17 protein-coding genes are annotated in these 23915 nt (G+C 31.5%); 11 read left to right on the forward strand and 6 right to left on the reverse strand.

Going from position 1 to position 23915, the window contains the following annotated elements:
• Window positions 1–54 precede the first annotated feature (54 nt).
• Window positions 55–570 carry a DUF892 family protein gene (locus tag ACYSNV_RS04765; protein WP_461761423.1) on the reverse strand — a complete coding sequence of 172 codons (516 nt, stop codon included), beginning with the start codon at window positions 568–570 and terminating at the stop codon, window positions 55–57.
• A 437-nt stretch (window positions 571–1007) separates the two neighbouring features.
• Window positions 1008–1175 (reverse strand): lmo0937 family membrane protein, encoded by a 168-nt coding sequence (locus ACYSNV_RS04770; RefSeq protein ID WP_461761424.1) that lies wholly within the window; start codon window positions 1173–1175, stop codon window positions 1008–1010.
• Window positions 1176–3151: 1976 nt separating this feature from the next.
• Between ACYSNV_RS04770 and ACYSNV_RS04775 the strand changes: the two genes are divergently transcribed.
• Together ACYSNV_RS04775 and ACYSNV_RS04780 are read left to right on the forward strand one after the other, a co-directional pair.
• Window positions 3152–3748, forward strand: coding sequence for a DUF4142 domain-containing protein (locus ACYSNV_RS04775; RefSeq protein ID WP_461761425.1), 597 nt, complete (start codon window positions 3152–3154; stop codon window positions 3746–3748).
• Window positions 3749–3764: 16 nt separating this feature from the next.
• Window positions 3765–4376, forward strand: coding sequence for a DUF4142 domain-containing protein (locus ACYSNV_RS04780; protein WP_461761426.1), 612 nt, complete (start codon window positions 3765–3767; stop codon window positions 4374–4376).
• Window positions 4377–4628: 252 nt separating this feature from the next.
• On the opposite strand, the gene ACYSNV_RS04785 is transcribed toward ACYSNV_RS04780, so the two are convergent.
• Entirely contained in the window at window positions 4629–5507 is an 879-nt protein-coding gene (locus ACYSNV_RS04785; RefSeq protein ID WP_461761427.1) for an SDR family oxidoreductase, read from the reverse strand.
• Between the two features lie 443 nt (window positions 5508–5950).
• On the opposite strand from ACYSNV_RS04785, the gene ACYSNV_RS04790 reads away from it, so the two are divergent.
• From ACYSNV_RS04790 to ACYSNV_RS04800, 3 genes are all read left to right on the forward strand, one after another.
• On the forward strand, window positions 5951–6505 hold the full coding sequence (locus tag ACYSNV_RS04790; RefSeq protein ID WP_461761428.1) for a hypothetical protein: 555 nt from the start codon (window positions 5951–5953) through the stop codon (window positions 6503–6505).
• A 623-nt stretch (window positions 6506–7128) separates the two neighbouring features.
• On the forward strand, window positions 7129–7899 hold the full coding sequence (locus tag ACYSNV_RS04795) for a M15 family metallopeptidase (RefSeq protein ID WP_461761429.1): 771 nt from the start codon (window positions 7129–7131) through the stop codon (window positions 7897–7899).
• Between the two features lie 132 nt (window positions 7900–8031).
• Complete coding sequence (locus tag ACYSNV_RS04800) at window positions 8032–8283, forward strand: hypothetical protein (protein WP_461761430.1); 252 nt, start codon at window positions 8032–8034, stop codon at window positions 8281–8283.
• 269 nt (window positions 8284–8552) lie between these two features.
• Here the strand turns inward: ACYSNV_RS04800 and ACYSNV_RS04805 are convergent, their stop codons facing one another.
• On the reverse strand, window positions 8553–8915 hold the full coding sequence (locus tag ACYSNV_RS04805) for a hypothetical protein (protein WP_461761431.1): 363 nt from the start codon (window positions 8913–8915) through the stop codon (window positions 8553–8555).
• Window positions 8916–9883: 968 nt separating this feature from the next.
• Here ACYSNV_RS04805 and ACYSNV_RS04810 point away from each other — a divergent pair.
• Together ACYSNV_RS04810 and ACYSNV_RS04815 are read left to right on the forward strand one after the other, a co-directional pair.
• A complete protein-coding gene (locus ACYSNV_RS04810; protein WP_461761432.1) occupies window positions 9884–11254 on the forward strand; it encodes a glycosyltransferase family 2 protein in 1371 nt (456 codons plus the stop codon).
• Window positions 11255–11850: 596 nt separating this feature from the next.
• Window positions 11851–14508, forward strand: a complete 2658-nt coding sequence (locus ACYSNV_RS04815; RefSeq protein WP_461761433.1) for a peptidase associated domain and porin domain-containing protein — start codon at window positions 11851–11853, stop codon at window positions 14506–14508.
• Between the two features lie 20 nt (window positions 14509–14528).
• Here the strand turns inward: ACYSNV_RS04815 and ACYSNV_RS04820 are convergent, their stop codons facing one another.
• Both ACYSNV_RS04820 and ACYSNV_RS04825 read right to left on the reverse strand, forming a co-directional pair.
• Window positions 14529–15716: a calcium:cation antiporter gene (locus ACYSNV_RS04820; protein WP_461761434.1), complete on the reverse strand. Its 1188-nt coding sequence runs from the start codon at window positions 15714–15716 to the stop codon at window positions 14529–14531.
• 124 nt (window positions 15717–15840) lie between these two features.
• Window positions 15841–16413 carry a Crp/Fnr family transcriptional regulator gene (locus tag ACYSNV_RS04825; protein ID WP_461761435.1) on the reverse strand — a complete coding sequence of 191 codons (573 nt, stop codon included), beginning with the start codon at window positions 16411–16413 and terminating at the stop codon, window positions 15841–15843.
• 1130 nt (window positions 16414–17543) lie between these two features.
• Here ACYSNV_RS04825 and ACYSNV_RS04830 point away from each other — a divergent pair.
• The 4 genes from ACYSNV_RS04830 (at window position 17544) to ACYSNV_RS04845 (ending at window position 23905) form a co-directional block, all read left to right on the forward strand.
• Window positions 17544–19145, forward strand: a complete 1602-nt coding sequence (locus ACYSNV_RS04830) for a hypothetical protein (protein ID WP_461761436.1) — start codon at window positions 17544–17546, stop codon at window positions 19143–19145.
• A 20-nt stretch (window positions 19146–19165) separates the two neighbouring features.
• The gene (locus ACYSNV_RS04835) at window positions 19166–21568 is read left to right on the forward strand and encodes a hypothetical protein (RefSeq protein ID WP_461761437.1); all 2403 of its coding nucleotides are present in this window, start codon (window positions 19166–19168) and stop codon (window positions 21566–21568) included.
• A 504-nt stretch (window positions 21569–22072) separates the two neighbouring features.
• The gene (locus tag ACYSNV_RS04840; RefSeq protein ID WP_461761438.1) at window positions 22073–22744 is read left to right on the forward strand and encodes a DUF421 domain-containing protein; all 672 of its coding nucleotides are present in this window, start codon (window positions 22073–22075) and stop codon (window positions 22742–22744) included.
• Between the two features lie 237 nt (window positions 22745–22981).
• Window positions 22982–23905 carry a fimbrillin family protein gene (locus ACYSNV_RS04845; RefSeq protein WP_461761439.1) on the forward strand — a complete coding sequence of 308 codons (924 nt, stop codon included), beginning with the start codon at window positions 22982–22984 and terminating at the stop codon, window positions 23903–23905.
• Window positions 23906–23915 lie beyond the last annotated feature (10 nt).

Consider the following 23915-nt stretch of genomic DNA (forward strand, 5'->3'; position numbering starts at 1 on the left):
ATCCAGAGCGATGACTTTTAGTTAAAAGACCAATCCAATAATTTTTGCAATGGCTTATTTAGCAATAAAAAGCTCGGATAGAGCTAGTTTTGAAAAGCATTTTTGCATTAATTTTTTTTGATCTAGTATTTGGGTAAGTAACTCAGAGGACTTTGGTTTTTTTAAAAAATCACTATACACAAGCAAGCTTTGGTAAGAGGCAATTTGATAATGTAGTATCATATTACAAAACTGTATAATCTGTGCATCTTTTAAATAGGGTGATTGTACCACGTTGTTGTCCATATATTGTAAAGCGGCGCAAAACACAAAGGAATTAACAGGCAGATTTTGCTTTTGGTTGTGATTTAAAAAGTCGAAAAGTCGCTGTAAACTAGCTATTTCTAGTTGGATATTATTATACTCTTTTTGAATTGCATGCTTTAAATTGGGTGAGCTAGCTAGATTATTACTTTTTTCAAGCTCAATTAAAAAGGCGTTTTTTGCAGAAAAAAGATTCCTTAAACTATCGGTAAATAAATTATCTAGCTCCCTTGAAGCATCGTCTTTTAGGTCAATTGTGTGTGTCATCTTGATTTGATTTGCGTGAATACTAGCTTAATAGAATTTTAGAAATAACTAAGTTTCTTTACCTTGTTGTAAGTTAGTTTGGGTATCACAACATTTTTTATTTACCAAAACTGCAATAGCTGTCAATGCTATAGCCGTACAGCAGAGGATTTTTCCGATTTTCATAATTTGTTTTTTTTCCATGTTGTTCTTATTTTAAAGTTAATTATTAAAGTTTTTTTTAAAGCTTTCATTGGGGATCTTTAAAAGTCTGTTTTATCCCATTTTTTTTAAACAATTCTAAAAACAGAAACAATAGCTTTTAAAAGCAGTAGTTGTATAGAGATTAGCTAGCAAACAAATTTGAGATTCTTGTATTGGGTGAGTTTAAGTTGCAAGTTATAGCAAACTCTAGTCTGCTGTTTAATTAAAAAAAAATAAAGCAAATCAGGCCCTAATTATTGTTTTTTGTCACCTATGGCTTGAATAAGGCGAATTACCACAAGAATAACTAAAAGAACCAGTAAAATATGAATGGCTCCCCCAACCACTTGGGCAAAACCAAAAAAGCCGACTACCCACCCTATGAGTAGGATAAAAACTAATGTCCAAAATATATCTTTCATAATAAAAATTTTAAAGGGTTAGCATTGATTTTTTTGTTTAATAAAAGCTTTAAAAAAGTGCTTTTATCAAATAATTACCGTAAAATCCTTTTTTGAGTAATTACTAAAGAATCCTACTAATATTATCGGGGTTTTTTAATCTACAACTATACGGTAGATCTTCTTGTAAGGCGAGTTAAACAACAAACTAGGTGTGTTATACAAAACCCGTAGGGTGTTGTTTTAAAGAGGATCATATTTTTTTGTATAAATAGATTTGTAAACTTGGTTTAGAATCTATTTTGTCTGGTATATACCAAAAAGACTTTTTTTATCTATAGGGAGTAAATCCATTGGATTTTAAAAAAAAGAACAAAACCTGTTTTGTAACTTAATCTATAGAACAACCCCTTAGGTTAAAATACGAGAGTAATTCCAAGATGCTATCTTTAAAAGGGTAATCTATTTATAGAAGTATCAAAATCTGTACTAGAAAAAAATAACTCAAAAAGATTAACAATTAAATTTCCCTTGTAAAACCAAAGTTATTTTAATTACAGTCTAACCAATAAGTCACCAAATTAGGCTATAAACTAGCCTTGAAACCAGTAATAGGTAGGATTTTCAAAAAAGAAAAAAATCCTTTTTTAAATTCAATTATTTATTTAGTACTGGGAGTTACAAAAAAGACTCAAAAAGAGTTTTACCCAGAAATAGATATTAAAATAAAACAATAATTCAAAAGAGCTTTTCGTTAAAAAAGATAAGACAACCAAGTAGTGGTTTACCGTTTTTTTTAGGCTATTTACCATGCCTTGATTAGTTAAGGGTAAACCAGGGGATTAAGGGGGAGAATTACAACTTTTATACGAGCTGTTTTATAGCTAAAAATATTTGGCATATAGATTCCTTTTAGTTCCTGTAAAGACGCAGGTTAAATTCTTAAAAAATGCAATATTTTGAAAATCAATAATGTAAAAAAGTTTTTTATTTTATTTAAAACAAATAAAATTTTAATAAAAGTATTTTAAAGTGTCGTTTAGTGTATTTAATACTCAATCTGTGTAAGTTTTCCCCAGTTAGTTTTATTGATTGATCACAGTAATAAAAATTATATAAAATTTGGTTAAAAACATATAATGTACTGATATATAGATTGTTATGTTGTTTTTAAGGCTTTTTATAGCGTTTGTGTTTTTATTTAACATTTATGCGTGGGTTATAATTTATAAATTATATTAAATTATTGTTTATTTTTTATGTTTGTTGTTTTAATTGTGTTTAAGTGATAAAAATATGGCTAATAAATTAAAGTATGATTAAATTGCTCGTATCTCACTGTATATGCCTTAAGAGAGTGAGTTTTGAGGTGATATTTGATTTTTTTATAATTTTTTAAGAATTATTTCTTGCACAGTAATTGAGCTAATTAGAAGTAAATGTGACAAATTAGACAGCTAGTATTTTGTTAATTATTTAAAAATTTGCCATTGCCACAGCACTACAAATAAAAAAGGAAATTCAAAAAATACACTAAACAACAAATCAAAAATAGTAGATCTGTAAGGGTAATAAAATACATGTAATTAAAGCGGTATACTACATAGATAAGAAAGCCAGAGAGAGTAAAAATCTGTCTTTGGGTGATTTTTAAAAAAGGTGTTCCAGCTTAGGTTGAGTAAATCATCAAATAGAGATTTAAAAATTAGACAAGAAAATACTAGGTAGTGTGCCCCGGTGGTTAGGGTATAGTTGTTTTAAAAATAAAGCTTTGTGTTTAAAAGGGATATAAACAAAGCTATAAGTTAATACATGCCCGGTAGCCTTTTACAAAAAACATTAATTATTGATTTAGTTACTATGTGAATTAGGGAAATAGATCTATTAATTCTAAAAATTGCTATGATTAGAAAATCAAAGTGGCTTATTAAGGTAAACTCTCCAATTTGTCTTTTTATACTAATGCCAAAATAGGCCACTTTTTAAAACCAAAGATTATGAAGCTATTTAATAAATTACCATTAGTTCTAGTTTTTTTTGCCCTATTGTTTATGCTATCTTTTTTCGGATCGTGTAAAAAACAAAACCCACCCGCTGTGGTATTATACAAGCAAGAGGTAAACATGCCTGAGGATAGTTCTGGTGTTGATTTTACCAAAGAGTATGACCCGGTGTACAATGATTCGTTAACCACTGATTTAAGTATTTTATTAAACACCCAGTTGTATTATACCGATATGGTAAAACAGAAAACTAAAAATCAAGATATAGTGGATTTTGCAGAAAATATGCTAACGGAGTTTAAAGGCTTACAAGATGAAATGGCATCTATTATTAGTCAAACCAAGCAAGAGAGAATATTTCATCGAAGTACAAAGCACCTTACCATAGATAAGCTAGAGCAAAACTATTTCGATGCATACGATAGAGAATTTTTAAAGGAAATTATTAAGATACAACTAAGTATAAAACAGTTATTAATACAAATTAAAGACAACTTGAAAAATGCCGATCTGAATATTTTTTATGATAAAATAATACAAGAAACCGATCTACGCGTGGATCAAGCCACTAATTTAATAGAGAATGTTTAACCAAAAAAATTGGATTATGAAAATATATATAAAAATGCTTTTTATAGCAACACTGGTATTGGGAATTTGCTCTGGATGTAAGCAATCTACAGCAAAAGACCCAGAAAAAATGGCCAAAGAACAAAACAGGGCCAATCTACCACAGAACCAAGACGACCAATTAAACCCCTTTAGTGATCACAAAAGCCCTCAGGCTAAACAAAACTCAGATATATTAGTTGAAGTGGTTAATTCTCAGCTGTATGAAATTGAGCTAGCTAAAGTAGCAAAGCGCAAAACAAGTAGCGCTAAGGTTAAAGAGTATGCCGATCAATTAGAGAAGCAACATACAAGTCGTTTAGGTAAGTTAAATTCTTTAGCAAAGGATCATAATTATGTAGTACCAAGTAATTTATCGGCTATGGATTGGGAAAATATCCAAGATTTGGAAAATACTCCTACCAATAAATTCGATAAACAATGGATTGATATTATTATTAAAAAGCATAACAAAGCAGTAGATGTTTTGTTAACAGGAATTCAAGAAACAGATCAATCCAGTATAAAAGGAGAATTAAATAATACCCTTTTAGAAACAAGAAAACATTTAGAGTCCGCAAATGAACTAAAAATGAATTACATCAAATAGAAATTGCTTATTTTTTTTTACGTTAAGACCGCCTGATTGCTAGTATTTTGGGCGGTTTTTTATTTTGTTTAATTTACCTTAGGTACCCCCTTGTATTTTTATCTGTAGATGGTATACTTGACTCTAAAGGGAATTAAGGTAAATACAAATTGCTTTTTTTTTGGTTAAGACTGCCTTATAACTAGTGTGTTTGGGTAGTTTTTTGTTTAACTCCAATTGCTAATTACAAGTTGGTTTTTTTACTGCATTACATCACAGGGTTGTTCGACCACCTGTTGCCGCAAAAGTTGCTCCACTTACATAGGAGGCTGCCTCACTTGCTAAGAAAATATATAAAGGCGCGATTTCTTTAGGCTGTCCAGCTCTACCAAGGGGTGTGTTTTTTCCAAAATTCTTTAAATCCGATAAAGTAGTTGGAATCAAAGGTGTCCATATAGGACCCGGGGCCACCGCGTTAACACGTATGTTTTTTCCTTGTTGTAAAAACAACTCCCCCATACTAGCCGTTAAATTCTCAATAGCTGCCTTTGTGGAGGCGTAAGCTAAAAGACTAGGGTTGGGCTGGTATACATTTATAGAGGTGGTATTGATAATACTGCCTTTTTCTGGTATATGGTCCAGTGCATATTTTACCATGTAAAATAAGGCATCCACATTGGTAGCATAGGTTTTTTTCCAATCCGCTATGGTGATATCATAAAAGGTGTTATGTTGTTTTTGAAAAGCCGCATTATTTATTAGAACATCTATCTTTTTAAATCTCTTTACGGTTTGCTCCACAACTTTTTTACAATTCTTTGCCTTGGTTAAGTCTAGTTCAAAGGCCATGGCTTGAACCCCAGCTTTTTTAATCCACTTTAAAGTATCTAGTGCATCTGCTTGTTCTAAGGCTGATAAATATACAATAACCACATTTGCTCCCTCTCTGGCAAAAGCAATAGCGGTAGCCTTACCAATACCAGAGTCACCCCCAGTGATCACAACGGTTTTACCTTTAAATAGTCCATTGCCGCAATAACTGTACTCCCCATGATCTGGATAGTTTTTCATTGCTAATTCATTACCAGGGATTTCTTGCCTTTTTTCGGACTTTTGGTCATTCTGAATTTGATTTTTTTTTGAATTTGACATAATTTGATAATTTTTGATTAGTCTTTATATAAAGACAAAATTCATGCTAGATACCAAATAAAGCGATAGTTCTGCAGTATAATAGATCGGGTTTTTAAAATAAAAATATAACTACTCACAGTGAGTAATAATTACCCAGGATTTTTAAACTATTAAACACATAAGTAATTAAAAGTCAGGTTATTATTTTTTTTAAAGTTTTTTGTTTTTTATAATATCAGCGATTTTTTAGTGAATTAGACTTAAGTATTTAATAAATTATCTGTATTGTGGTTAAACTACCTATTTATATTTAAGGTTTTAAGTATAAGTTAGTTATGTTAAACGCACTCGGATAATCATATGGATGTTTTTAAGCATAATTTTTGTAGTATATAAATTAAAGAAGGTATTAATAAAGTACTAGCTGTCACTAAAGATTTATTAATTAAAACTTCAATACCATGCAAACTCCTAATCAAAACAAACACGATAATGGTGATCAGTTTTACCCTGAGAATAAAAAAAATTGTCTTAGCAAGGGCGAGTTTATTTCTAAGGATAATTCACAGAGCTTTAAAACAGGGGTAAATCAAGTAAATAACCTTTATCCTGTAAAGAGCTATAGGCTGATTAGCCAAACAATAAACGGACCTTTTTATAATAAGCCGATAAATGAGTCTTGTATGTCAGGGGCAAACCAAAATAGTTTAAATAACGTATATATTAGATTCTCATTAAACGATTTTAAGTCCATAGAGAATCATTGTTTACCATTAGTCTGTACCTATGATTTAAATACCCACACAACCCAGTGGTACCCGCAAGCTGGCTATAGAAACGATAAGAGTATCCCGGGTGTTAAATACCAAACAAATAAGCAGTCTTTTAAGGATTCAGATTGCAAAGATCAAAAGGGGCTTGGGAGTGTTAAGGACCAAACAAATAAGGAGCCTTTTAAGGATTCAGGCTATAGAAACGACAAGAGTATACCAGGGCATAGGTACAAAGAGAAATAATTATAGGATGGTTTAAAAACTCTGTCTTAAATAACAGATGGTTATACATAGGCTCAAGTAAATAAAAATAACAATTATAAAGACAATAAGTTTTTATCAAAAAACAGGATTATTTTTTAATCTATAATAGAGGAAACTATTGCTTTTTAAAAATAGGTTTGTAGTAAAACAGTATTTGTTTACTAGAGATCTAAAAAGAATTATTAGCCAAATTTTCATCTACTAATTTGGTTTTCATACTTACTAAATGATTAAATCCAAAGCTTGTTGGATTTGATCAATTGCCCTTGTAAGGGCATAAAACTTCGACTAACTAACTTTTTTTACAAAGACTAAGGAGCTTTTTAAGTAATAATAGGCTTTGTGTAGATTATTGAAAAAATGATTTTTTCAAAATGGTATCAACTCTTTTATAAAGTGGTTGTTAGAGTTTATAAAAATACGATTAATAAGATATACAATGCCATACCATATGGGGAGCTGCGCGTGAGAATACTCTTTTTGGAATTCTATTTCTAAGACTTAGAAACCAATTATGGCTAAGCCATGTTGTGGTAATATTATTTTATAGTCATACTAGATAGATTTTATGGATCAAGATACGTTTAACTAAAATTATATTTATGAAAATTCAAACATTAAAACCCAATACAACAAACCCATTAATTATCCAGTGGAAAAGATTTCAAAGTCTTTTAGGTAATTACAGTGGTTTAATTGATGATTATTATGATGCAGCTTTTTTAGCTTGTATTAAAAGATATCAAAACAAGAAAAAACTGGTTTGTGATGGTAACATTGGAAACAAGACTTGGTTTGAAGCATACAAAGACGGAATGAAGTTCTTTTACACACAAACCAAAGACTTTCCTATAAAACCCGAGTTTAGTTGCTTGGAATCCGATGAGTTGTTATTTCAAACATTTGGAGAAATAGAGTTTATTCACCAGCCAACTAGAGATAATCCGGAACGAGTTTTGATTGTCAATGATTTTGAGACTCAGAATATTGTTCAAGTGGATATACCACAATTAAAGCACATCTTTGGGGCCAAAGACCGGGTTATACGTTTTCACCGCAAAGCACGTGAACAATTACGTGGTTTTTTTAATGAAGTTGAAAAACAAGGTATGCTATCTTTATTACTTAGTTACGGTGGGAGTTATAACCCACGCTTTATTCGGGGATCTACCACAAAATTATCCAATCATTGTTTTGGTACTGCTTTTGACATTAATATGCAATGGAATGGTTTTAATAAACAGCCACAGGTTTTAGGTAAAAAGGGTTCTATTAGAGAATTAGTACCCTTGGCAAATGAATATGGATTTTATTGGGGCGGCCATTTTACAAGGCAAGATGGAATGCACTTTGAAGTAGCCAAGGTATTATAAGGGTTTTTATTACAAACCAGATATGGCCTTTAAAGTGGGGGGGTAGGACATCGTAAAGATTAAAAAGGTGTTTTTAGTAAAAGTTTTTTTGTAACTTACTGGTTTTGATAGAAATATAATCTTTGACTGGTTATGAGAAAAATAGGCTTGTTTGTTATAATGGTAGGGCTTTGTTTGCAAGTGGGTTGCTCAGGTAAAAAACATACCCATCGTATTACGGGATTTGAAAAGCAAATAGATTCCCATTTGGTTTATAAGGAACAAGGTGATAGTACTTTAATAAAGGCATTTTATCAAAAAAGCCTCGAGCTACCAGCCTTGCAGAATAATTCGGATATTATAATTGTAAATCCAAAGAATTCAAGCTTGTCTACTTTAAAGTAATGTTGTTTTGTAAAACTAGATGCTTTTTCTTTTAAAAGCATACGGGGTTTGTTATGTTAGTTTATGCAATTATTTATAGACTAAGAAGATCAACAAGCGCTTTTTTACCAAAAAAACTGTTTTTTGGCCACCCAATAAAGTAGGTCCTGTAACCTATGGAATTCCCCTGATATTTTATGTAAACCAAAGACTTGAAGCCTCTAAAAATGATGTTTCTGCATCTTAAGTGTTTTCTATTAAAAACACAGCTTTAGCTTAAAGTAAAACACCTATAGGGTTTTGTTGACAAAATAGTAGCTAAACCCACCTAGAAAATAAAGTAAGATATCAATCGGATCCTTGGTGTAACGAGGGTTAACAGGTGGTAGGTAATACTCAAAATACACGCTGTAGAAAATAGCCACCACTATAATTAAGGAAATAGAAAGCTTGATGGAGGGATCTTTTTTTAATTTTCTAACTAAAAAAACACTTATACTTAAAACAATGGGAAGGGTTAAAAAATCATTGACATAATTGTTTATCCAACTAGCTAAAACAAGGCCATTTCTTTGACATAAATAAATGATCAGTGCGGTAGTTGTACATAAAGCAAATAATATTTTTTTATACCCAGTGGTTTTTGTTTTCATGTTTTGTTTTATTTAGTAGAAGTTGGATAAAAAAAGGCTATTTAAAAAAGCTGTTATACTTAATCACGTTAAGGCAAAGATAGTAGCAATTATTCAGGCTGTTGTTTTAAAAAGATGTTTTACTAAAACCTGAACTATTACAAAGGTGTTTTTAGGGTAGTTTAATAGGTTTTTGTTACCTGGTGTTTTTTTAAAAACTACGTAATAAGCAAACCTCTTTGCTGAATCATAAAAAGGCCGTTTAAAATAAGAGAAAGTTGTAGGCTTGTGTCTTTTTTAGTTAACTTAAGAACTGCAAGTCAACTAAAAATAAGACAATAAATCGCTAAAAGCACAGTGCATTACCAAAAGACCTTGCTTGTGCTAGAATCTAGTTTTAAGGAGTTAATAAAAAACTCCAATTAAAAACCAAAATCTCGCTACCTCCCTAAAGAGCTCTATATATGCGGCCAGCAAGTGAATTTAAATTGGGTATTGTTTAAACACGTATTGTAAAAGAACCCATTAATCAAAGGATAACTTATTTATCTTTTTTTGGTAAATTCCTTACACGCCCCCCAAAAGAGAAAACTAAAGTAAAACACGAAGATTTTTATTTTTTTTTTACGTTATATCAGTCTATAGCTGCGGTAATGATTAACTAGTGGTTTATTATTTATTTTCTAAAATAAACTAATTCTTTAAAAGTGCGTTATGTTAAAATTAACAATGTAAAAAGGTTATAATCAGTTAGTTGTATTTGGTGTTTTTAGTAAAAAGTGTAGCTATTAACCCCAAAGTGAGGTGTAATATAGCTTTTACCAGGCCCTTTGGTAAGGGGATTGTGTCTTGGCATGTATATTGAATTATAAATAGAAAGTAGGCCGTAAAATAGTTAACAAACTATTTTAGCTTTTCACAGTGAAATAGGTAGCCAAGCTTGATTTCACTTTTTTTAAGTTTTTTAATTGGCTTATTCACGTATTATTATGAAAACTAATTTAAATTCAAAATTTGCATTTGCTCCTAGTGTACTTTCTTGGAAAGACTATGGAGTACTTTTTATTACTTTTGCCTTGTTATTTTGCAGTGCATTAATAGTTTATAATTTTTATCCCTATTTTAATTATACCCAAGATCCTGACTTTGGAATTATTGGTCAGGTTATGGTAGGAGTTAGTATTGTGTTGTTAAGTATCGAGGTATTGTTTTTATTGTTCTTGGTTTATAATTACTTTAAATATAAACCCATTGGGCCAGCCTTAGATCAAGATCTTCCCGTGTGTACGGTAATTGTGCCTGCTTTTAATGAAGGAAAACTTGTATATGATACCCTTTATAGTTTAGCTCAAAGTAATTATCCGAGTGATAAACTTGAGATTCTCTCCTTTGATGATGGTAGCCAGGATGATACATGGCATTGGATGCAAAAAGCTGCTTTAGAATTACCAGGGAAAATTAAAATATATCAGCAACCCAAAAATTTAGGTAAACGACAGGCTTTATATCGCGGTTTTAAATTAGGTAAAGGTGATGTATTTGTTACAGTAGATAGTGATTCAATTGTAAGAAATGACACAATAAGACAAATGGTAAGTCCTTTTGTTAATGATCCTTTATGTGGGGCGGTAGCTGGTAATGTTTTGGTGTTAAATAAAGAAAAGGGAATTATTCCAAAAATGCTAAATGTGAGTTTTGTATTTAGTTTTGAATTTGTACGCTCGGCTCAAAGTAATCTTAAAACGGTTTTGTGTACCCCTGGCGCCTTAGCTGCTTATAAAAAAGATGCAGTTTTAAACGCCTTGGATTCCTGGATTAATCAGACCTTTATGGGAGTAGCCTCGGATATAGGAGAGGACCGTTCGATGACCAATTTTATATTAAAACAAGGTTATCATGTATTATTTCAAAAAAATGCCTATGTATTGACCAATACGCCTGAGAAATACAAAGGACTTTATAAAATGTTTATCCGTTGGGAGAGAAGCAATGTAAGGGAAAATATTATGATGAGTAGGTTTGCTTTTACAAAATTTAGAGTAGGATCCACCCTTGGGGCTCGTGTTCTTCTTATAAATCAATGGTTAAAAGTTCTACTGGCTTATCCATTAACCTTCTTGATGTTGTATTTTTTAGTTCTATTCCCAATTAGATCCATTACAACTGCTCTTTTTGGTATATTAATTTTCTCTTCCATTCAAGTAATGTTCTACGCAAAGAGATACAATATTAAAGATTCTTTTTGGGCCTATAGCTATAGTGTATTTTATACCTTTACTTTATTTTGGATTACTCCCTATGCTATTGCCACAGCAAGTAGAAGTGGATGGTTAACAAGGAGTTTGCCACAACAAAAATAACCATATCAATTTTATTATTATATTTTAAAACGAGTCATACTTTAGTAAATAAAGATGGCTCGTTTTTTTGTTTTTTAAGATAGGAGTAATTTACTATAATTTTAGTTAATTTATATAAATAGAGTTTTTGTAAATAGTTGTTTGATATGGTATTTTTTGTATATATTTATTTTTTTAAATAAAATTTTGATAACTATAAAGTGGTTTTAGATGATTTATCATTTTAATAGACCCTTGGTAAATGCTAAATTCCATGGATTTAAACATAAAAGCAGCTAATGGCTGTTTTTTTTTGTAAAGGTGCATTTTTAAGCTTTAAATAAAAACCAAATCTAGTAGTTGGAAAAAAGGTTTTAAAAAAACTGTGTCTTAGCTTGGCTTTACAAAGAATTAAAGCAGCTAAAAACATTAAAAAATAGTATGCTAATGTAGGTTTTTATAAACCCTAAAAAACAAGATTTAAATTTCCGATACCCCAGTTGTATTATGGTTCTACCTTTTTTTAGTAAGTAGAGTTATTAGAACTTTAGGTAAAACCGGGAGTTTTGTTTTTTGTTTTTATTAAAAATGTATAAATCCACCAGACAAGTAGTTTTATGAGGTACACCGTTTTGTTATTTGTTATTTTTTGCTTTACTGCTAAGGCTCAAAACCTAATTAAAGGTAGAATCAGTGATGAGTTAACCAATACCTTACCTGGGGTTAGTGTTTCCATTTTAGATCCACAAACCAAAGCTATTTTAGCCTATAGTAATTCCAATGACAAGGGAGAGTTTAGTATTGCATATAAAGGGGATCAAACCCAGGTTATTCTTCGAGCTTTTTTAATGAATTATGGTGTTTTAGAACAAGAATTAACCTTACCTACCAAGGATTTACTACTAGAGTTAATCCCAGAAGAAACCATTTTAGAGGAAATCTTTATCAAAGCATCTTTAATTACCCAACATAATGATACTTTGGTATTTGATTTAAATTCGTTTGCCTCTAAAAATGATCGCGTTTTAGAGGATGTTATTAAAAAGATGCCAGGCTTAGAGGTACTTTCCACCGGAGAGATTCAATACCAAGGAAAGTCTATCAATAAGTTTTATGTCGAAGGTAAAGATTTAATGCAAGGTGGATATGGGGCCATTACAAAGGCTCTTCCGAATTTACATGTAAGTAAATTGGAAGTGTTAGAGAATCACCAGCCCATTAAAATGTTACAAGGCAAGATAGCCTCTTCGGATGCAGCCATTAATATTCGATTAAAAAACAAGGTCAGCTTTAGTGGAAGTGGAAAACTTGGTTTAGGGGCTAGTCCTTTGTTGTATAATGCCTCTGTTTCACCTATGTTTTTCTCCAAGGGATTGCAGTACCTTGTGAGCTATGATGCAAATAATACCGGAGAGGAGCCTTTTAATAAATTTAGAAGCTTCGGATCTTTCTCCGAATTTGATGTTTATAGCTATAAAAAGACAGCTGGAAACACGTTATCTATCTCCGGGATTGGATCACCTGATATTAAGCGATCACGTTATTTGTTTAATAAAACCAATTTAGTGTCTGCAAACTTCTTAAACAGCTTTGGTAAGGACTTGGAGTTAAATACCAATGTGTTTTATTTTAATAATTATATAAAACAAGGTGCTATTCAAACCACGCAGATCTATCTTTTGGATTCCACAACCCCCCAAAAAAATGCCATTACCTATACAAGGGATCAAGATGATCATCTATTTGACCAAGAATTACAAGGCAAATTAACCTTGACTCGTAATGGTAAAGAGAATTATTTAAAAAACATTCTAACTTTAAATGTAAAGCAAAATAAAAACCGTGGTTTATTATTGCAAAATAATGATCCGATTTCTCAAAGTGTTTTCTCCCCATCGTTTTCTTTACAAAACAGCTTTACATCCTTGATTCCCTTTGGATCAAAAAAGATGGGTAATTTTAAAAGCATCATCGATTACACCACAGATAAACAGAACTATGGGGTGATTCCCAATGGCAATTTAGAGTTTCCCAATTCAGATTTGGATTCTTATCAAGAGTTAAAGCAGTTCTTTAATGATAAGACCTTTTATACCCAAAATGCCATTTCGGTTTCTTGGACTTTAAAAAAGTGGACCTTAACCCAAGAATACAACTTGTTGTATATCCATAAAGATTTTAATACCCAATTATTTGGCTATAATTCCCAGGGAGTTAACCTGGGGGAGAATTACCAAAATGACTTGATTTATCATCAGTTTTCTAACGCATTAAACTCCAGGCTTTATTTCAAGGGAGTAAGTTGGGATTTTAGCTTCTCTTTGCCTATTTCTTATAATTCTCTTGTCTTAAAAGATAATTCACTGGATTCAAATAATACCAAAAACAGATTTAATATTCTACCTCGAGCATCTTTGACGTATCGCTTAAATGGTATGATTACCTTTGTAGGGAGTATTAATTATTTTAATACCTTTACTCCGGTATCCCAATTATACCCCAATTATATTTTCAGTGGTTTAAATTTTAGTGCTTATCAAAGTACCATTGAAGACTCTAGTGGATTTACTCCCAATTTACGCATGGAGTATAAAAACCCTTTTAACGGACTTTTTGCCAATGCCAGTTTAAATTCAACTTATACCCATAACAAAATCATTTTATCGCGTGATATTGATGCAAATGGGCAAGAAATTATAAAGGCAATCCAAAAAAACAACAATACTAATTCATATCGATTAAGTGTTGGTGTGGGTAAATTTTTCGCTGATTTTAGTACAAATTTAAGACTTAACTACGCCATAAATACCCAAAAAAGTGATGTTTTAGTCAACCAAGAACTCTTAGATGTAAAAACTAATAATCAGTCCTATGGTCTTAATTTGAGTAATAATCACTTGAATTGGTTGAATTTCAATTATAACTTTACCTACAACCAGTCCACTAGAAGCACTAATGCAGAGAGTTCAACAGGCTTTTATCAAAGTGCTCATGAATTTTCTCTGGATGTAATTCCTTTAAAATCCCATAGTTTGATTTACAAATTGGAGTATAAAGAAAATCAGTTTGATTCCCAACATTTCTCAAGTAGATTTATGGATTTAGTCTACCGTTTTAAATGGGATAAGAAAAAGGTAGATATCGATCTGGCTTGGCAAAATATTTTAAATCAAAAGCAATATAATCAAGTGGTTATAAGTCAGATTCAAAGCTCACAAACTATCTATGAAATTCGTCCTATGCAAGTAGTGGTATCGGTTCGGTTTACCTTTTAAATAAAGAAGTTTTCTTTGGTTTATTCAACAAATAACATCATTAGAAATACTAGAAATAGCCCCAGGTGCATCACACCCCAAATAGGAGTTACTCGCCTATAAGATAAAGACATGTAGCTAAGGGCTAAAGTCACAATAAAAAAGAAACTTTCCCAGGGTAAAAGTCCCATTTTTAGGGTTTTTTGAAACACTAAGCTTGTTATAAACACCCCTGGTATGGTTAAACCTACCGTAGAGACAAAAGCACCGTGGCATAGGTTAATAGCCCTTTGAAATTCGTTATTTAACACTGCTTTAATGCTGGTTAAAGACTCGGGAGTAAAGACAATAACAGCTATAATTACACCACTTAAAATACCAGGTAGCTTATAATAACTAATCCCATAATCTACCGTTTTGGCCAGCACATCGGATAAAAAAGCAATAGGTAAGATCATAAATACAAGTAAAATACTGTGAATTACAACCCTAGTTATTAATCCTTTTTTAGCCTTATGTTCCAATAAGCCCGGCTTTGTGTGGTGAGTTGGTTTTTTGGAGTTTTGTTGGGTTTTATCTAGTTTTATATAGCTTTTAGGATATTTGGCGGTTTGATACCACAGAAATATACCATATAATAAAAAGGTTAAAACTGCTATAAATAAACTTTGTGAAGGGGTAAAAATACCCTGTTGCCCTTGGGGTAGATAATTGGGTAGAATCATCGAGATACTTGCCAAAATTAAAATCATTCCCAAATAAGTAAAACTTCCTTGCGGGTTGAATTTCAATTCTTTGAATTTATTTGCACCCAATAAGATACAAAGTCCTATAATTAAATTTAAAATAATCATCATTACCGAGAAAATAGAATTCTTAGCAATAAATGGATCAGGTGTTTCACTGGTTAATACCGCAACAATTAAAATAACCTCTATACTAACAATGGATAAAGTTAAAATAAGGGTTCCATAAGGCTCCGATAGAATTACAGCTAAGGTATGGGCTTTTTTAACTACTAAAAAAGAAGCTATGATAATAATCAAAACCACAGCTATAAATAAAAGCCCTGTTTTAAATATTCCAAGTGAATCAGGTTGTAAATAGAGTGAGAAAAAGTTGGACCCAGCCACCATTAGCCAAACAAAAAATAAAGTTAGTGCACTTTTTTTAGATAGGTAATCACCTATGGTTTTTTTTAAAGAACCAATACGGTTGTTAAATAGCATTTTAGGATAAAAATTTGGATTGTTTCAAAGGCAAAACTAGGGTTAAAAACAAACTAAAAAATTATCCTATGATAAGTAATATTTCTAAAACATAACAGGTCATCGGTTTTTTGCCAATTAGGTTTTAAATTTCCTTTCTTATTCGGCTAAGACTAACCGGGGTGATGCCCAAATAGGAAGCAATATGTTTTAATGGTACATTTTGAATAATACAAGGATGATTAATCATTAGATCTAAATAACGCTGTTTAGCAGTTAAAACCCTGTTTTGAACAATACGACTCTCTAATTTATATAATTCTTTTTCAGCTAATTTTCTTGCCCAATTAGCCAAATAAATATCCTTTTGATACAATTGATTCAAAGTCGATATTTCAATGTGATATAAATCAGCATCTTGTAGTAGTTCAATGGTTTCGTAGCTTTTTTGATTAAAAACATAACTTACCATGGATAAAACCGGTTCACCAGGGGTGCCAAACCAAAAAGTAACATCTTTTTGCTCGAATCCAGCAAAAGCGCGTAGTATTCCTTTTTTTATAAAGTAAAAGTGATTTTGAGCCAAATTATCCTTTAATAAAATATGTCCTTTGGGGTAACTAAGGTGGGTGAAATTGTCCATTAAAAGCTTTTTACTATCTGCAGGTAGTAAATCAATGGAATCTATTATTTGATGTAAGTCAACGTTTTGTTGCATGTTTTTAAAAGGATTATATTTTTTTATTATAAAAAAGAAAATTAAAATTTTTTATCTCAAGAAAAAAACAGTTTTGATAATGTAACAAGATCTAGTTTTTATAAAATTTCTAAAAAGACTCCGTGCCATAATATACTTAATTATTATTTGTAAAAACACTTCATACTAAAAAGTAACAAAAGGATTTTTATTTTACACTTAAATTACTTATTTAACTTTAAGAGGATGTTTTAAGCTATCTGTAGTTTATTTTGTTTTTTTTAATTATATCCCCTTAGCGTAATTCTATGGCTTGCTTAGAGGTATCAATAGTTTTTTGGGAGTCATTTTTTTTTTTGGTGTATGAAATTTTAAAAATAATTAAGCTGCTATTTTTTTTAAAATAGTACTAAAGTGGTTTTAAATCAGCGTATACGTTTTTTAATCCGCAAAGCTAAATTCCCTTGCATATATTATTGTTTTAAAACAGTATTAGTTTTTGCCTGCATTACATTTTAAAAACTAATTCTTATTTGTTAAAATTATTATAAAAAAAGCTGCATTTAATTATTAGTAATAAAAATAGGGGTGATGATATTTTAACATATTGGATGTTAAAATTGATTACTCTTTATCTTTTTAGTAGATTGTTAGTAGAAATATTAGGTAATATAGAACAAATATAATGAATTTGATACTCAAACGATTCTTAAACAACTGTAAATTGTGCTATATATATAAGTAATTAAGATTGTTTGTAAGAATTATTTTAAAATTTATGTTATTATATTGTGTTAATATGTATTTTTTTATTAATTTTAAGATTAATTTAGTAGTTCATTGTAATCAGACATAAAACCATATGGACTAATAAGTTTTTGCTTTGTGCTAGTTAATGTGGCCCAAGGAGGATAAAAGTTAATAAAAAGCCAGAGTGGTATTGGCGCGTTGGTTTTTAATGAAACTTAATTTATAATTAATTGTTAGGTCTTTTATAAATAAGGATAATGTTAAAGCATTGGATAGAAAGGTTGTAAAAAGTTTTTATTTTTTCTGATTTATCTGGCAAGAAGCACATTAGAATAAAAAAGGACAAATACATTGGGTTATATCTGATACGTAAAAGAATTTAAAATAAAAAAAATAGTCACATGAAAAAAAGATGGATTTTACTAAGTGCCTTTTTTTGTACTAGTATAATAAGTTTTGCTCAAGTAGGACTAGGGACGCATTTTCCTAATCTATCTTCTCAGCTTCACATTTCTGCAACAGATAAGGGAGTTTTAATTCCTCAAGTAAAGCTAAAGAACTTAACGGACGACGAAACTATTGCAAATGGAAATGTAACGAGTTTACTTGTGTATAATACAACAAAAGAAGGTGATTTAATACCAGGGTATTATTACTGGAAAGAAGATAGTTGGACTAGGTTACTAACTTCTATAGATGATTCAGTTGTTGACTTTCCTACCAATAGTAATTTTGTTGTTGAGGATGATATATTAAAGTTATTTGATAGCAAGGGCAATTTTGTGGATATAGGTATAGATAAATTAAATATTATTACTTCTTTGGTTAAAAAACCAAATGGGAATGGCGTATATACTTATACCGATGAGAAAGGCGTGGGAGTAGATATTGATATTCCCGCAGAAGTTATCGAAAATTTTCAGCAAATTGTTAATAATACGCAGGTTGAAGAGATTTTAAACACGATCATAAAAACAAATGGAGGGAATGTTTTTTATGACGGGAGCCTTTTAACTTGGAAAAAGCCCGATGGAACCTTTGATAATGTTGACTTAGCGACTGTGGTGAAGGACAATGAAACTTTAACTTCTTTAGAAAACGTTGTAACCCAAGAAACCGACGATTCCGGACAAGAGATTGATGTTTATACCTTAACCTATACCGATGAGGCCGGTAGTCAACACCCAATTGATATAAAAGTCCTTGTTAAGGGTAGTGAAACCCTCACTACTTTGGATTATGATCCAGGTCAAAATATTTTAACCTATACCAATGAAGCTGGTGAAAATACTGTTTTGCATTTACGAGATATTATTAAAGGGGTTGAAACGCTCACTTCATTGGAATTTGATATAGATAAAGATTTATTAAGCTACACCGATGAGTGGGGTGTAGTTAATTCTTTTAACTTACAGACAATTAATAAGCATCCGTGGAACGATGCAAGCAACCATAAGCTTGCAACCTCAAACACAGCAAATATATACACACTAGGCTGGGTGGGAATTGGTTTTACAGAACCATCCTCTTCTCCAAATGAAAAATTGCGAGTTAATGGTAGTATAACGGCTGTTAATAGTTATTATGCCGATTACGTGTTTGAAAGTTATTTTGATGGCTATTCGGATTTGAATTATTCTTATAATTTTAATTCATTAGATAATGTTGAGGAGTTTATCAAAGAAAATCGTCATTTACCTGGAATAACTCCCATAGATGAGTTAGATACAAGTGAAAGCGGTTATGTGATCAACCTCTCGGAGTTATCGGTACAACTTCTTGAAAAGACAGAGGAACTTTACCTACATATGATTGATCAAAATAAAGAGCTACAACAAAAAGAAGCGCGAATCAAAGAATTGGAGAAAACCAATCAAAGTATGCTAGAGAAAGTAAATTTATTAGAGCAAAAAGAATCGCGAATAAATAAGCTAGAACAGGCCAATGAGCAAATGTTGAAAAAACTTGAAATGCTAGAGATTGCTCTTGAAAAATTTATTTAAACTAACTTTTTAAACTATTAATGATGCGTAATAACTATTCAAAATATACGATTGTTCAGGGATTTTTAGCCATTATGTTAGTGTTTTTTATGGGTATGTTCTCAGGGATGTCTCAAACTAATATGACTAAGATCAAAGATGGTACGCTAAGCGGTAGCCCTGTAATTCCAGGTTTAGGTGCAGTACTTGAGTTAGAAAGTGTTAATAAGGGGTTTTTAACTCCTCGTTTAACCACTCAACAAAGAGATGCAATTGACCCGGCAAATAGAGCCGATGGATTAATGATATTTAATACAACAACTGGTTGTTTTAATTATTGGAGTAAGGCTCAGGATAACTGGCTTAGTATGTGTGGAACTCCGCCACCAGCGGTGTTTGATATAACGACGGTACAATGTGGTGCAATTCGAGTAAGTGGAAACTATAAACAAGGAGACTTTCTTACCGGAGCCAATTTTTTAACTGTTCCTGTAACCGTTAGCCAGCCAGGTACTTATCAAGTGATGGCCACCAGTGAGAATGGATATTATTTCACGGCTGAGGGAACTTTTCCATCTGCGGGAAGTTATACCTTAATCCTTGCTGGAGTGGGTACTCCTGCAATGGGATATGATCCTGGTGATCCTGGAGATACGGTATCTTTTTCATTAAATAACAAACCTAGTAGTTGTGAGATAAAAATTCCTGTTGAAAAAGCAGATGTAAGTTATCAGGTTTCATGTAATGAAATAGAAGTACAGGGGGATTATATGATTGGCATGTCTTTAGATGACTCTCATAAACTTATTTTAAAAATCAATGTGCAAAGTGCTGGATATTGGAATATAAGCACTAACACTACAAATGGAATCTCATTTAGAGGTTCTGGAACTTTTGATAGCCCAGGTGCTAAAATTGTGGAACTGGTAGCAAGTGGTACTCCTGTGAATTCTGGTGTACATTCCTTTACTCTTACAACAAACTCCGATGGACAGGCACCTTGTCAGGGTATAGAAGTTACTGTAAAGCCTTTAAGTTATCAAGTGGATTGTAGTGTTGCGGAAGTTAAAGGGGTATATAAACAAGATGTTACGCTACTTGCTAGTAATACCGTTACAATCTCGGTGGATGTAAAGGCTACAGGTAGTACAAGTATTACAACCAATACGGTGGCGGGAGTGTATTTTACCTCTGGACCTTTGCAGTTTAATTCTCTTGGAGTAAGAGACGTAGTTTTAACTGGAGTTGGAACTCCTAATCTACCAGGTATACAAACCTTTACTCTAGCTTCTGTGGAAGGAATGATAGCTACTTGTTCTTTTGATGTAGAGATTCTAGCCCAAGATGTGGCTTATACGATGAATTGTTCTACTATAACCTTACAAGGAAGCTATGCACCTAATACCGCTATGAAGGCTGATAATAAAATGATTGTTACAGTAAATGTACAATATCCAGGGGCTTATAGCATTACAAGTGACCAGGTAAATGGAGTTACTTTCTCTGGTTCAGGAACTTTTAATTTAACAGGAAGTCAAGAAGTGGAATTACAGGCAAGTGGTACACCTTTAAACGGAGGGATTCATCGTTTTACTTTAACTTCAAATAGCGCCATAGGAGCTATTACATGTAATAAAAACGTAGAATTTATTTACAATAAAATAAATGTTCTTGGTTTAGGTGGCGGACTGTACCAGCCGGGTACTGCAGGTTCTAAAGAAACCAGTAGAGCTGTTTTGGAGGCAGCTGTGAATTTTGGACAGAATGGAACCATGAAAACCGATGGGATTACTATTTTTAACGGAGGAATTTACCAGGGTAATACCGTTAAAAACCTTATAAATAACAATAAAATTGATGTAGTGGTAATAGGGTATAATTATATACCAGATAACAATACAATTGCCGTTTTAGAGGATTTTGTGAAAAATAAAAAAGGAGTTTTAATTCATTCTCAGGAGAACGGCGGTTCATCAGTAAATTTAATTAATGCAATAGATTATTCTGCGTCAACTAAAATTATATCAGGAGCTGGTTATATTAACTCGTTATTAGATGTAGAAGATCCAATATTTAACGGCCCTTTTGGTAACGCGCGTGGCAAAAAAGGAGCAAATGATGTAAATAACCCTCAATATGTAACAGGTGTTTCTAGTAACTTTATAATTCTTGGACATCAAGATACAAATACCGATGCTTTATGGATGTTTAGACACAATACTTTAGGTTATTTATTTGTTGCAGATGCCGGTTGGACTGCCGGTAATGCATCCAATAGTTCAACTACTATTTTCCCTGCAGCTATTACAGCCGGTGGTGTACCAATAACAAAGGACTTTTATGGAGGAAATACAGTTTATAATAGTATTTTATACGCCAATGCAATGGCTTGGGCAATACAGTATGTACAAAACAATACGGATAAAAATTACGTTATACCGTAACTGTTTTTGAAATTAGATTAAATTTTTTTAAAATCTGCATGAATATTTGATTCATGCAGATTTTTTACTTTTAAGACCTTTTACAAGTCTTTTGTTTTATATAAAAACGTAAGTGTATTTTACTAAACAAAACATAAATATTCTATAGGTAAAGGATATAGGCATATTTAAGATTGTATGAGTGTCTTGTAATGTAAATAAGTATAATTATTACCTATAAGTATCCTTAGATACATAAAGGGGGTAGTGGAATAATTTGCGGTAGACTTTGGTATACCTACTACTTTTACAGAATGTAATTTTAATGAAAATCACAGAAAAGGGTACTTTCTTACCATTTGTTGTGATTTCTTATTTTGATTGAATTTAATTATATTATATTTTCTTAAGTGTTAAATGTTTAGTATATTTATATTATTTTAATATAATTTAGTGTGTAAAACAATATATGTCATTTGATTTTATGGAAACAGTACGTTTTTGTTAATTTATAAAAATCATTCTATGGTCTTCATCTATTTCGATTTAATTATCAAGCTATTATTGGGTTTTTTAATCATTATTTTTTATTTGAATTACACCGGTAAAACGCAAGTTTCCCAAATGAATGCTATTGATTTAATAGGCAATTTTATTCTAGGGGGGATTATAGGGGGGGTGATCTATAACCCGGATATTACCATGTTGCAATATCTTAGTAGTTTATTTATAGGCATTGCTATTATTGGATGTCTAAACTTCTTGGTGAAAAGAACGTCTTTTTTTAGGTCATTCGCCCTTGGTAAGCCAATACGGATTGTAGATAATGGCAAGTTTTGTTTGGATACCCTAAGGGATAAGAATAATAAATTAGATATCTATAATATAGCCTGTAGTTTACGCATTTTGGGCTATGATTCGTTTTCCAATGTCAAGTTTGTGCAAGTCGAGCCAAATGGACAATTATCAGTTCGAGAGAATAAAAAGGATACCTCTTTGCCAGGTAGCTTGGTGTATGCCAATCAAATACTAGATTTGGATTATTTAAAATCCCTGGATAAAGATCAGAACTGGCTTTTAAGTAAATTAAAGGAATTGGACATTGCAGATTTGGATCAAGTATATTTTATAGAATTGTATAATCACCAGATAAATGTGATAGATCAAAAAGGGAATTTACTTCAAACTACTTTTTGATAAAGGTAGTCCGATTATTTTTGGGTTAATTGGTTGTTATTTAACTTTTTTAGTATTTATATATATTATTTTTTATTAAATTTAACAGTTTAATTATTGTTTTTGATAATGATAGGCTAGGAGGTAACAAGCCAAGGTTCTTTACAAGTTATTTTAAAAAGTAAAGTTATATATAACCTATCCTACAAATAGATTACCAAAATAGATTCGTGTAATAAAAAAAGAAAAAAAATAAAGATGAAAAAAAAACTAATTTTAACAACAAGTATTCTTGCACTACTATGTTTTTCCTGTAGTAGTGATGATTCTAATCCAACAAGTAATAGTGGTGGCGATGTGCAGGTTAAATTTACTACCAGTTTGCAAAAAAACAATAAGTTTCTGGGTGAAGGTTCCACTGCCAGGGAAATATGGCAAGGGGATGATCACATAGGTATTTTTAAAGTTTCAAATGCAACTCACCTTGTTGTGGATGGCGAACAAAATATCGAGTATAAGTCTAGTGGCTCCGAGAAGCAAATTTTTTTTGAACCAGCTGGCTCTAAAGTAATCTACTATCCAAATGATCTAGCCGATAAAGTGGATTTTATAGCCTATCATCCTTATAATCAAAGACTCGATAATTGGAATTATTCCGTGGAGCTGAATAACCAAAGTAATCCAGATGCAATAGAACTGCTCTTTGCAAAGGCTGATAATTCGGGTAAGGGATTTGATAAAACAAGCGGCGTTGTAGATTTTGATTTCCAGCATCAATTAGTAAAGTTAGTAATTAAGTTAGATTCACAACAAACCACTGATCTTAGTATTACAAATGTGGTGGTAAATGGGATGAATACTAAGGCTAAATTTGATTTAAAGGGACAAAACGGACTTACTGATTATTCTAATATCATGCCCATTACAGGATTTATGGATGAAAAACAGAAAACATTTGAGTTTATTTTATTACCAGTTTCTGTATTAGGACCCACTCATACTATCGTTTTTACAAGTAGCCAGAATACAACCCATACCTTGGATTTATCATCCAAGTTAAATGCATTAAGATCCGGGAATCTCTATCAAGTGGATTTGGAGTTTAATAAACAAGAAATTCAAGCAGGTATTACTGTAGAGAAATGGACTGTGGATTCACCAAAACATGGAACGGCCCAATAACAACATTAAA

This window comes from Myroides sp. LJL119, assembly GCF_054871605.1.